Genomic DNA, 12,254 nt, shown 5'->3' on the forward strand with positions numbered 1-12,254 from the left:
GGCGCCATACTCATGGGGTGACTCCAGGTGCGTATGACGCGGTGATCCTGGCCGGGGGCGCCGCCCGGCGGCTCGGTGGGGTGGACAAGCCCGCACTGCGGGTGGGCGGGCGAGCCCTGCTCGACCGGGTGCTGGACGCCTGTCCCGGCGCCGGGCGGACCGTTGTCGTCGGCCCGCGCAGGCCCACGGTGCGGCCCGTGCGGTGGGCCCGGGAGGAGCCCCCCGGCGGCGGCCCGGTCGCGGCCGTCGACGCGGGCGTCCGGCAGACCACCGCTCCGGTCGTCCTCGTCCTCTCCGCCGATCTGCCCTTCCTCACCCCCGAGACCGTGGAGACCCTCCTCAACGGCGTCGAGGGCACCGAAGGCGCCCAGCTCATCGACTCCGACGGCCGCGAGCAGCCCCTTGTCGCCGCCTACCGCGCCGAGCCGCTGCGCCGCGAGATCGCCCTCCTCGCCACCGAGCACGGCGGCCTCGGCGGGCTGCCCCTGCGCCTGCTCGTCTCCGAGCTGGCCCTGGCCCGCCTCCAGCACCCCACGGCATCGTTCGACTGCGACACCTGGGAGGACATCACCACGGCTCGAGCGCGCATCAGGGAGCATGGACGCGTGTTGGACGAATGGATTACCGCAGTCAAGGCCGAACTCGGGATCGACCTGGATGTCGACACCGCGGCGCTACTCGATCTGGCCCGTGACGCCGCGCATGGCGTCGCCCGGCCCGCCGCCCCACTGACCACCTTCCTCGTCGGCTACGCCGCGGCCCAGAAGGGCGGCGGCCCGGAGGCAGTGGCCGCCGCGACCGAGAAGGCCGCGGCGCTGGCCGCGCGTTGGGCCGAGGAGCAGTGACACCACGCAACCCCCGGGACGGGGACCCGCTCGATCGAGAGGTCGACGAGGCGCTGGCGCTGGCCAACGAATCCCCACCGCAGGGTCCGGAGCAGCCACTCGGCGAGGAGGACGAGGACTGGGCGGACGCGGCCCTGAACCTGGCCAATGGCCGCCGGGACCGGCCCGCCCCGGAACGAGGCCGGGACGACAGCGCCGACCCGACGGGGACGGACTGGGCCGAGACCGCGCTCGACCTGGCCCATGAGCGGCCGGCGAAACGACGGGAGTGCCGCGATGAGACGGGAGGGGACGGGGGCGGAGAGGCGGATCTGGAAGCCGACGTATACGTGTGGCGCCAATTTCTGGGTAACTCGACGCCAGAGGGCACTGGCAGCAAAAACACGCGGTCCAGAGCCCCCGCCCCGCAGGCCCCGGCCCCGTACCCGAAACGCACCCCAGCCGCACCCACCTCCCACCCGCACCCACTTATGGACAAACCGCACCACAGCCCCACCTCCTGGCCCGACGCCCGCGCCATCGCCGCCCGCGCCGCCGTCAAGGAGGCCGCCCACGCCGCCCCGGTGATGCGGCCGCTGTCCGAGGCGCTCGGGCAGGTCCTGGCCGCGCCGCTCGCCGCGCTCACCGACCTGCCGCCCTTCGACACCTCCGCCATGGACGGCTGGGCGCTCGCGGGCCCCGGCCCCTGGCGGCTGCCGACTGATGACAAGGACCAGGACCACGGCATCCTCGCCGGACACGGTGAAGCCGCCGCCCTGCCCGACGGCCACGCCGTCCGCATCGCCACCGGCGCCCGCGTCCCGCCCGGCGCCACCGCCGTGCTGCGCAGCGAGTACGGCACCGACGCGGGCGACGGCTGGCTCCACGCGTCCGCCGCTCACCCCGTCGTCCTCGGCCAGGACATCCGCACCCGCGGCCAGGAGTGCCGCAGCGGCGATCAGCTGCTGCCCGCCGGGACGCTGGTCACCCCGGCCGTACTGGGCCTGGCCGCCGCGGCCGGGTACGACGAGCTGCCGACGGTGCGCAGGCCGCGCGTCGAGGTGCTGGTCCTCGGCGATGAGCTGCTCACCGAGGGGCTGCCGCAGGACGGCCGGATCCGGGATGCGCTGGGGCCGATGGTCGGGCCGTGGCTGCGGGCGCTCGGTGCCGAGGTCACGAGCACCCGGCGGCTGGCCGACGAGGCGGACGCGGTGTGCGCGGCGGTGGCCGAGTCGTCCGCCGATGTCGTCGTGACGACCGGGGGTACGGCCGCGGGGCCCGTGGACCACGTCCACCCCACCCTGCGCCGCCTGGGCGCCGAACTGCTGGTGGACGGGGTCGCGGTGCGCCCCGGCCACCCGATGCTGCTCGCCCGGCTCGTACCCGCGAGCTCCGAGAAGTCAGAAAAGGCCGAAAATCCCGGACCCCAGACCCGCCCCGCCCGGCATCTGGTGGGGCTCCCGGGCAATCCGCTCGCGGCGGTGTCCGGTCTGCTGACCCTCGCGGAGCCGCTGCTACGGACGCTGACGGGCCGCCCGGCCCCCGCCCCCGGCCCGGCCCCGCTGGCCGAGGCTGTACAGGGGCATCCGCGGGACACCCGGCTGGTCCCCGTGACCTTCCGGCAGGACGCGGCGGTGCCGCTGCGCTTCAACGGCCCGGCCATGCTGCGCGGAATCGCGGTGGCCGACGGCCTCGCCGTGATCCCGCCCGGCGGGGCGAAGCGGGGCACCGAGGTCGAGGTGCTGGATCTCCCGTGGTCGGCGATCGCGACAGAGCAACTGAGCTACGCGGACCAATCGCGCCACGCGGACCAATCGCGCCACGCGGACCAATCGCGCCACGCGGACCAAACGCGCCACACGGGCCGAGCCAGCCGAGGCACAGACCAGGCCAGCCCAAAGGACCGAGCCCGCCGCGCACCCCAAGCGAGCCGCCGCACGGACAAGGCAGCGGGCCACGGAGACGGCGAGGACATATCCCCCGAGGAGGGCCCGGCGTGAAGCTGCCCAGCCATGACGCGGCCGCCCGCACCCCCGGGGACGGCGGCCACCGTGTCCATCTGCCCCGCTTCCGCGCGGGCCCGCTGCGCCAGGTCGCGAGCCGGCTGCTGCTGGCGCTGCTGGTGCTGGTGCTAACAGTGGTCATCGTGTACGTCGACCGCTCCGGCTACCACGACAACTCCGACGACGGCGTCGACTTCCTCGACGCCGTCTACTACTCGACCGTCACGCTGTCGACGACCGGATACGGCGACATCGTGCCGTACAGCGACAGCGCGCGGCTCAGTAACATCCTGCTGGTCACGCCGTTGCGCGTGCTGTTTCTGATCATCCTGGTCGGCACCACCCTGGAAGTCCTGGCCGAACGAACCCGCGAGCAGTACCGCCTGAACCGCTGGAGGTCAGCGTTGCGTGATCACACCGTCGTCGTCGGCTTCGGCACGAAGGGGCGGTCCGCGGTGCAGACCCTCTGCGCGACGGGGCTGGCCAAGAACCGGGTGGTCGTGGTCGACCCCAACCACAAGGTGATCGAGGCGGCGAACGCGGACGGGTTCGCGGGGGTGGTGGGCGACGCGACCCGCAGCGATGTGCTGTTGCGCGCGGAGGCGCAGCGCGCCCGCCAGTTCGTGATCGCCACCCAGCGCGATGACACCGCCGTCCTGGTCACGCTGACGGCCCGGCAGCTCAACCGGGGCGCCAACATCGTGGCGGCGGTGCGCGAGGAGGAGAACGCGCCGCTGCTGCGCCAGTCCGGAGCCGACGCGGTGATCACCAGCGCCAGCGCGGCCGGCCGGCTGCTGGGCATGAGCGTGCAGAGTCCGACGGCCGGGGCGGTGATCGAGGATCTGATCCAGCAGGGCTCGGGCCTGGACCTGGTGGAGCGCACGGTGGTGAAGGCGGAGGTGGGCAAGTCGGTGCGGGACACCGATGACCTCGTGGTGTCGGTGTTGCGCGGCCATCGTCTGCTCGCGTACGACGACCCCGACGCCAGCCCGCTGCAGGCGGCCGACCGGCTGATCACGATCGTTCGCGCGCCGATGGTCCAGGAGTAGCCTCGCGGCCATGCATGCGATCACGATTCCCGAACCCGGTGGCCCCGAAGCCCTGGTATGGGCCGAGGTACCCGATCCCGTACCCGGTGAGGGCGAGGTCCTGGTCGACGTGGCCGCCGCCGGCGTCAACCGCGCGGATGTGCTGCAGCGCCAGGGCGTCTATCCGCCACCCCCCGGAGCCGCGCCCTACGCCGGACTGGAGTGCTCGGGCCGGATCTCGGCGCTGGGCCCCGGCGTCACCGGCTGGGCCGTGGGCGACGAGGTGTGCGCCCTGCTCGCGGGCGGTGGATATGCCGAGAAGGTGGTGGTTCCCTCGGGGCAGCTACTGCCCCTCCCGGAGGGCGTGGACCTGGTCACGGCCGCCGCGCTGCCCGAAGTGACCGCGACCGTATGGTCCAACGTCTTCATGATTTCCCATCTCCGGCCGGGCGAGACGCTGTTGGTGCACGGCGGATCGAGCGGTATCGGCACGATGGCGATCCAGCTCGCCAAGGCGGTCGGGGCGCGGGTCGCGGTGACCGCGGGCGGCCCGGAGAAGCTGGCGGCCTGCCGGGAGCTGGGCGCCGACATCCTGATCGACTACCGCGAGCAGGACTTCGTCGAAGAGGTCCGCCGGGCCACCGACGGGGCCGGGGCGGACGTCATCCTGGACATCGTCGGCGCGAAGTACCTCGCCCGGAATCTGGAGACGCTCGCCACCAACGGCCGACTGGCGATCATCGGGCTGCAGGGCGGGGCGAAGGCCGAGCTGAACCTGGCCGCTCTGCTCGCCAAGAGCGCCGCCGTGACGGCCACCGGGCTGCGGGGCCGCTCGCTGGCGCAGAAGGCGGCGATCATCGCGGCGGTGCGGGAGCACGTCTGGCCGCTGATCGCGGGCGGCCGGGTCCGCCCGGTCGTCTACCGCACCATCCCGATGCGGGATGCCCCGGAGGCCCACCGGCTGCTGGAGTCCAGCGCGCATGTGGGGAAGATCCTCCTGACGACCTGAGCGGCCCGGGCAGGCCCGGGGCCGGGCCCGGCACTGACCGGGCCCCGGCCGTACGGACGGCGGCGGCGCAGCCACGGCGGCGTCGCGGTCCGTACGGCGGCGCCCAGGGTGCCCGGTGCGTACCCTCATGTGACGCTGATCCCGTTACGCAACGGTTCGGCACGGGAGGGTGACCACCGTGAACCCTGCGACACTCCGCACACTCCCCGCGGCGGCTCTGCTGGCGGGCACCGCCCTGACCGCCACCCAGGCGGCCCAGGCCGCCGACGCCGCCTCCGCGGCCTCCACCACCCCCGCCGCCCGCGCCGACGCCGACGCCGATGACGACGGTGGCGGGCTGGCGGGCACCCGGGCGGGCGAGGGCCGTACGCACCCCGGCCGCACCCGGCCCCCCGCCCCGTCACCGTCGGACGAGGACCCCTCGGCCGGGCCACGGGAGGGAGACAGGGACGGAGACGGGAACGAGACCGTGAACGAGGGCGAGAGCGACGAGGGGGCCGGGCGGTTCTCGCTGGTGCCCGAGTGGACGCCGTCCTCCCTCCCCATGCCGCAGCGCCCGGACCGCCACCAGGCGCGCGAGCCGCTCCCCTCCGGGCAGCCTTACGGTGCTCAGCGGACCGCCGCCGAGCCCAGCGGGCGGGCGATGCGGGTGCTGCCGCTGGGCACCGGTCTGGCGCTCACCGGTCTCGGCCTCGGCCTGGCGTTCTTCGGTCTGCGGCTGCGCCGCCGCTGACATCGGCGCCGAATCCTCGACCCTCGCCCGCCGGACCGGATGCCGGTGCGGAACAATAGGGGTATGAACCAGCCGATGAACGAACGAGCGCAGGAGACCCCGCACGTCCTGGTCGTCGGTCCGGACGGCATGGCACTCGGCGGCGTCGGTCCTGCTTCTGGCGAGGGCAGTGGGGACGACGAGTCGCGCGAGATTCCCGTGACCGACATGGTCGAGCAGCCGGCGAAGGTCATGCGGATCGGCAGCATGATCAAGCAGCTTCTGGAGGAGGTGCGCGCCGCACCTCTCGACGAGGCCAGCCGGGTCCGGCTCAAGGAGATCCACTCCAGCTCGGTGAAGGAGCTGGAGGACGGGCTCGCACCCGAGCTGATCGGGGAGCTGGAGCGGCTGTCGCTGCCCTTCACGGACGAGGCGGTGCCGACCGAGGCGGAACTGCGCATTGCCCAGGCCCAGTTGGTCGGCTGGCTGGAGGGCCTGTTCCACGGCATCCAGACCACCCTGTTCGCGCAGCAGATGGCGGCGCGCGCCCAGCTTGAGCAGATGCGCCGGGCGCTGCCGCCCGGGCTCGGCGGGGGCGAGGAGGACGAGGACGCGCTCAAGCCGGGCGGCGCCCGCTCGGGTCCGTATCTCTGAGCCACGCACCGTACGCCGAAACGACGCCGCGGGCCGCACCGGAAGGTGCGGCCCGCGGCGTCGTATGCGTCGGGGGAGGGTGCGCCGGGCGGGGGTGCGCCGGGCGCGTGGTCGGCGCCCCCCAGAGCCGTGGCTACCCCGGGTTACCCGTGGAGACGGTCAGCTCGATGGTGTCCGTCTTGGGGTTGTACGGCTCGTAGTTCCGGTACGTGTAATTGAGGACGGTGCCCTTGCCCCACAGATTCTCGTCCTGGGTCACCACGCGGTACTTCCAGCCCGCGGCCCGGATGCACTTCTTCACCGAGTCGATGTAGAGGTTCTGGAAGTCGGGCACCGAGTACGTGCCCTTCTCGTCGGAGTCCTCGTAGGCGTCGGTGCACTTCGATGTTTCGATCGTCTTGGTCTTGTCGCCCATGCGGAAGCCCGCGGCGGTGTCGGAGGCCGACGGCTTCGACGGCTTGGCGCGGCCCCCGCCCCCCTTGCTCTCGTCCTTGGAGCCGTCGTCACCGCTGAACGCGATGGCCAGGACCACGGCGATGACCGCGACCGCCGCGACGACGGCCGAGCCTATGATCACGCGCTTGTTGCCGTTGCCGCCGCCTCCGGACGGCGCCGAGGGCGAGATGCTGTACGGCGGCGGGGTGCTGGGGCCCTGGTACGACGGCGCCGGGGTCTGGTAGCCGTGCTGCCCCATCGGCGTGGTGGCCGGGGCCGGGGTGGACGGGCCGAAGGCGCCGAACTGCCCGGGGGAGGGCTGCGGCTGATACGGCGTCTGGACGCTGCCGGGGCCGGGGGCGGGCGTCTGCTGGTCGATCGGCGGGAAGACCGCCGAGCCGACACCGACGCCGCTGCGGGCCGGCGGACCGCCGCTGATGATGATCGGGGAGGCGCCGGTCTGCCCGGTACGGGTGACCCGGGCGCATTCGTCGCGCATGGCCTCGGCGGTCGGGAAGCGCTCGTTCGGGTTCTTCTTCAGGGCGCGGGCGACCAGCGCGTCCACCGCGGGGGGAATGGACTGGTTGATCGTGGAGGGCGCGACCGGCTCCTCCTGGACGTGCGCGTACGCGATGGCCAGCGGCGAGTCCGCGTCGAAGGGCAGCCGGCCGGTCAGCAGCTCGAAGAGCATGATGCCGACCGAGTACAGGTCGCTGCGGGCGTCCACGCCGCGGCCCAGCGCCTGCTCGGGGGAGAGGTACTGCGGGGTGCCGACGACCATGCCGGTCTGGGTCATGGAGGTGACCCCGGACTGCATGGCGCGGGCGATGCCGAAGTCCATGACTTTGACCACATTACGCTTGGTCATCATCACGTTACCGGGCTTGATGTCGCGGTGAACCAGCCCCATCTCATGGCTGATTTCCAGCGCCGCCAGCACATCGCCGGTGATCTTCAGCGCCTTTTCGGTCGGCATCGCACCGTATTGCCGGACATCGGTGTCCAGAACCGCGCGCAACGGCTGGCCCTCGACGTATTCCATGACGATGTACGGCATCAGGGAGCCGTCGACCGAGTCCTCGCCGGTGTCGAAGACCGAGACGATATTGGTGTGCGTGAGTTTCGCTACAGCCTGGGCCTCGCGGCGGAACCGCTCGCGGAAGGACTGCTCGCGCCCCAGCTCGGTGTGCAGCGTCTTGATCGCGACCTGGCGGTCCAGTACGGAGTCATAGGCCAGGTGAACGGAGGCCATTCCGCCCTCGCCCAGCAGGTCACGCAGTTGATAGCGGCCGTTCGCCAGAGACTGGCCGTGATACCTGCCTGGTGCGCCGTACTGGCTCATTTCGTACTTCCCCCTCGGCGCACTCACTACTCTGACGCGCACGTTTCGACGCATTGATCTTGATGTTCTGGATATCGTGGCCAAGTCTGCCCCAGGCCACGGACACGTCAAGCCGCGTGCCCGTTCCGTGACCGGATGAGCAAGAACCCGTCACGCGATTTGCATCGCTTTAGCGTCAACAGGTTTGATGGCCGGTCCATCACCAACCGATGTACGGCGCGAAGGCTGTAGCGTGCCTAGCAGGAACCGTACCGCCCGTGGGCGGGGCGATCTCGACCAGACCCCCACCGAGAACGAGACGGCGAGGACCGATGGCACAGACCCAGAGCGCCCAGGGGCCCTCCGAACCTGACGCCAGCGGGTCCGGCATGCCGGATTTGCCCGAAGCGTGGGGTAACGGAGGGCTTGTCGGCGATGGTCGATATCGGCTTACCGGTCGTCTTGGCCGTGGCGGTATGGCGGAAGTCTTCGCCGCCGAGGACCTCCGGCTCGGCCGTACGGTCGCGGTCAAGCTGCTCCGCGCCGATCTGGCCGAGGACCCGGTGTCCAAGGCCCGCTTCACCCGCGAGGCACAGTCCGTCGCGGGGCTGAACCACCATGCCGTGGTGGCGGTTTACGACTCCGGCGAGGACACCGTCGGCCAGAACACCGTGCCGTACATCGTCATGGAGCTGGTCGAGGGCCGGACCATCCGCGATCTGCTGCTCAACGCCGAGGCCCCGCCGCCGGATCAGGCGCTGATCATCGTCTCCGGGGTGCTGGAGGCGCTCGCCTACAGCCATCAGCACGGCATCGTGCACCGTGACATCAAGCCCGCCAACGTGATCATCACCCACAGCGGCGCGGTCAAGGTGATGGACTTCGGCATCGCCCGCGCCCTGCACGGCGCGCAGTCCACGATGACCCAGACCGGCATGGTCATGGGCACCCCCCAGTACCTCTCGCCGGAGCAGGCTCTCGGCAAGGCCGTGGACCACCGCTCCGACCTGTACGCCACCGGATGTCTGCTCTACGAGCTGCTGGCGCTTCGCCCGCCGTTCACCGGGGAGACCCCGCTGTCGGTGGTCTACCAGCACGTCCAGGACACCCCGGTGCCGCCCTCGGAGACCTCCGGCACCGTGCCGCCGGAGCTGGACGGCCTGGTCATGCGCTCCCTCGCCAAGGACCCGGACGACCGGTTCCAGAGCGCCGAGGAAATGCGCGGAATGGTCCAGTACGCGCTGCAGATGCTCCACGAGGCGGGCGGCCACACCGGCGTCTGGAGCACCGGCCCGGTCACCCAGCACCTGGGCGCCGCTACTCCCGCCATGGGCATGCCGGGCGTGCCCGGGGCCACCACCGCGCTGCCCCACCCCGGTCACGGCGAGACCTCCCAGCAGCCGATCGTCACCGGCCCCGGGGGTGGTGGCGGCGGCTACCACGGCGGTTCCAGCCGCCGTAAGGGCCGCGGCAAGGTGTGGCTGATCGCGGTGCTCGCGATGATCGCGGTCGCGGTGGGGGTCGCCTTCGCCGTGCAGCACGGCAAGAACGACGGCGACAAGCAGCCGAGCAAGCCCAAGACGTCGGTCACCCAGGACAAGACCACCAAGCCGAGCGACAAGCCGACCGACGACACGAGCGACGACTCGGCCCCGACCGACGACTCCACCGCCGGGAACACGGGCGACGACTACACCCCGACCGAGGACCCGACGCCTTCGTACTCCGACAACCCCACGGATCAGCCGACGGACTCGCAGACGGACCCGGGCACCAACGTGCCCACCGGCGACCCGACCACCCCGGGCGGCAATGACCCGACCACCGAGCCCACCGACGGCGGGACGACCGAGCCCACCACCGATCCCACCGGTACGACGGGCGCCACGGACGGCGGCATCCCGTAACGGCTCCGGGGACGCCTCTGGCGCCTCCTCCAGCCGCAGCCGCGGGGCGCCCCCTTCTACGCATGAAGGGGGCGCCCCGCGGGCCGTTAGGAGAAGGCGCCCCTTCCAGCCGCGGAAGTCACCCGCAGAAGGCGTCCCGGACCGCGTCGTACTCCCGGGTCCACCACACCACCAGCGCGGCGGCCGCCGGGAACTGCGGATCGGCGCGCCGGTCCCCGCGCTGGTAGCGCCAGCGCAGCATCCAGAAGTCGTTGAGCCGCTCCCACCACACCCGGTGCACGGCCGCGGCCATCTCCGAGGCCCCGGCCCCCGCCGTGCACCGGTACGCCCGTGCGTAGGAGCGCACCTTGGTGAGCTCCAGGGTGCCGTCGGGCCGTACGAAGAAGATCGCGGCGGCCCGGACCGCCTCCTCGGCGCGCGGCTGCACTCCGAGCCGGTCCCAGTCGACGATGGCGGCCGGTTCCGTGTCGCGGTAGAGCAGGTTCAGCGGGTGGAAGTCGCCGTGCACCCACCCGGCGACCGGGACGGCGTGGGCCTCCGGGCGGCGGTGGGCGTGCCGTTCCAGCAGCGCCCGCCGCTCGACCAGGCGGTGCTCGGCGAGCTCGTCGAAGGTGTCGCGGTCCCGGCGCCCCCGGATCAGCGTGAGCAGCTCGTCGATGACGTCGAAGGTGTCCTCGGGGTCGGCCGCCTCCTCGGGCGGCCGGCGGTCGCCCGTACGGGCGCGCATGACGCGCTCCAGACAGGTGTGGACAAGCCCGAGCAGCCCGCCCAGCCGCCAGCACTGGGGGGCGGTCAGCTCACCGCCGGCGCGGTGCTGTCCGTCGATCCAGGGGTGTAACGCGTAGCAGCGGCCGCCGATGACGGCGACCGTACGGCCGTCGGCGTCGGGGACCGGCGGGGCGACGGGCACCCCGAGCGCGTCCAGCCGCTGGGTGACCCGGTGCTGGCGGGCGATGGCGGTGCGGTCGCCGTCGAGGTGGTGTTTGAGGAAGAACCAGCCGCGGGTGGTGGCGAGGCGGTAGCCCCGGTTGAGCAGCCCCTGGGTGAGCGGTTCGCAGGAGACGGCCTCACCGGCGCCGTCGTAGCGGCGGAGCAGGGCGCCCAGGGTTTCCCCGTCGGGAGCGGCCTCGGCGGAGTGTACATGTGAGCGCGGCACCTGCCAGATGTTAGATCACCGGGCATCACCGCCACGGCGCGCCGAGACGGGGCACGGCGCCGGGGCGCGGAGACGGGGCGCGGAGACGGTGCGCGGCGCCGGTGGGCGGAGACGGGGCGCGGAGACGGGGCGCGGCGCCGGTGTGGTGCGGCTGGTCGACTGGGGCGCCCCTCTGACCGGGACCGGCGGTTGATCGAGGTGGCGGGTCGGGAGGCGGGGGTCAGCGTTTCTGCGGCTGTGTCGCCTGCATCCGGGCGACATAGGCCGCCGCCTGCGACCGGCGCTCCATGCCCAGCTTGGCGAGCAGGCTGGAGACATAGTTCTTGATCGTCTTCTCGGCGAGATGGAGCCGCTCGCCGATCGCCCGATTGGTGAGCCCCTCCCCGATCAGCAGCAGGATCCGGCGCTCCTGCTCGGTGAGGGCGGCGAGCCGGTCGTCCGGTTTGGCGGCCGTCTGGCCGCGCAGCCGCTCCAGCACCCGGGCGGTGGCCACCGGGTCGAGCAGCGACCGGCCCGCGGCCACGTCCCGGACGGCGGAGAGCAGTTCCTCGCCGCGGATGTCCTTCAGGACGTAGCCGGAGGCGCCCGCGATGATGGCGTCGAAGAGCGCCTCGTCGTCGGCGAAGGAGGTGAGCATCATGCAGCGGATGTTCTCGTAGCGGGCGCGGATCTCCTGGCAGACCTCGACCCCGCTGCGGTCGGGCAGCCGGATGTCCAGGACGGCGACATCCGGCCGGGCGGCCGGGATCCGTGCCAGGGCGTCGGCCGCGGTGCCCGCCTCGCCGACCACCTGCATGTCCGGCTCGCTCGCGAGCAGGTCCCGTACGCCGCGTCGGACGACTTCATGGTCGTCAACCAGGAAAATCCCTATTTTTCCTTCTTCGCGCACGGATCCAGTCTCACACACGATGTCTTCCCGTGCCCTTGTCCTGCGGGATAACGTGCGCTTGTCCGGCGGCCTGCGGGGCTGTGACCAGTGGATGTTTCCCCCCTCGCGCGGTTTACTTGGAAATCCAAGCAAAATTGCAGGTCAGGTGGGGTTTCGCAGACATGCGACGCACTGGGTAACGTGCCTTGTGCAGGGCCAGCCGCCGGGAACCTGTCACGCCCGGCCATGCCTCGGCGCACCCACCCCGTGTGCCGAGACGGAACGGGCGAGCCGCAACTGGCCGCCGGCGGATCCCGGGGGCCGGACAGACGGAGGA

The 12,254-nt window shown here is 72.3% G+C and carries 10 protein-coding genes; 7 read left to right on the forward strand and 3 right to left on the reverse strand.

What is annotated here, in order from left to right:
* The first annotated feature begins 17 nt into the window (after positions 1–17).
* From CGL27_RS24890 to CGL27_RS24910, 6 genes are all read left to right on the forward strand, one after another.
* On the forward strand, positions 18–845 hold the full coding sequence (locus tag CGL27_RS24890; protein ID WP_119990110.1) for an NTP transferase domain-containing protein: 828 nt from the start codon (positions 18–20) through the stop codon (positions 843–845).
* Positions 842–2,824, forward strand: a complete 1,983-nt coding sequence (locus CGL27_RS24895) for a molybdopterin molybdotransferase MoeA (protein WP_240450622.1) — start codon at positions 842–844, stop codon at positions 2,822–2,824. The genes CGL27_RS24890 and CGL27_RS24895 overlap by 4 nt, the downstream gene beginning before the upstream one ends.
* Positions 2,821–3,876, forward strand: a complete 1,056-nt coding sequence (locus tag CGL27_RS24900; protein WP_119990112.1) for a potassium channel family protein — start codon at positions 2,821–2,823, stop codon at positions 3,874–3,876. Before CGL27_RS24895 ends, CGL27_RS24900 begins: the two co-directional genes overlap by 4 nt.
* Positions 3,877–3,886: 10 nt before the next feature.
* Positions 3,887–4,864, forward strand: coding sequence for an NAD(P)H-quinone oxidoreductase (locus CGL27_RS24905; RefSeq protein WP_119990114.1), 978 nt, complete (start codon positions 3,887–3,889; stop codon positions 4,862–4,864).
* Positions 4,865–5,042: 178 nt separating this feature from the next.
* Positions 5,043–5,597 (forward strand): hypothetical protein, encoded by a 555-nt coding sequence (locus CGL27_RS50190; protein WP_162953064.1) that lies wholly within the window; start codon positions 5,043–5,045, stop codon positions 5,595–5,597.
* 63 nt (positions 5,598–5,660) lie between these two features.
* Positions 5,661–6,230: a bacterial proteasome activator family protein gene (locus CGL27_RS24910; protein ID WP_078642481.1), complete on the forward strand. Its 570-nt coding sequence runs from the start codon at positions 5,661–5,663 to the stop codon at positions 6,228–6,230.
* Between the two features lie 133 nt (positions 6,231–6,363).
* Here CGL27_RS24910 and CGL27_RS24915 read toward each other — a convergent pair whose 3' ends face one another.
* Positions 6,364–8,007 (reverse strand): protein kinase, encoded by a 1,644-nt coding sequence (locus CGL27_RS24915; RefSeq protein WP_078642482.1) that lies wholly within the window; start codon positions 8,005–8,007, stop codon positions 6,364–6,366.
* Positions 8,008–8,318: 311 nt separating this feature from the next.
* Between CGL27_RS24915 and CGL27_RS24920 the strand changes: the two genes are divergently transcribed.
* Complete coding sequence (locus CGL27_RS24920; protein WP_119990116.1) at positions 8,319–9,893, forward strand: protein kinase; 1,575 nt, start codon at positions 8,319–8,321, stop codon at positions 9,891–9,893.
* Positions 9,894–10,011: 118 nt separating this feature from the next.
* Here the strand turns inward: CGL27_RS24920 and CGL27_RS24925 are convergent, their stop codons facing one another.
* Together CGL27_RS24925 and CGL27_RS24930 are read right to left on the reverse strand one after the other, a co-directional pair.
* Entirely contained in the window at positions 10,012–11,049 is a 1,038-nt protein-coding gene (locus CGL27_RS24925; RefSeq protein ID WP_119990119.1) for a phosphotransferase, read from the reverse strand.
* A gap of 220 nt (positions 11,050–11,269) precedes the next feature.
* Positions 11,270–11,938 carry a response regulator transcription factor gene (locus tag CGL27_RS24930; RefSeq protein WP_119990121.1) on the reverse strand — a complete coding sequence of 223 codons (669 nt, stop codon included), beginning with the start codon at positions 11,936–11,938 and terminating at the stop codon, positions 11,270–11,272.
* Between the last annotated feature and the right edge of the window lie 316 nt (positions 11,939–12,254).

Source organism: Streptomyces sp. 11-1-2 (assembly GCF_003595545.1).
GTDB classification, from domain to species: domain Bacteria; phylum Actinomycetota; class Actinomycetes; order Streptomycetales; family Streptomycetaceae; genus Streptomyces; species Streptomyces hygroscopicus_B.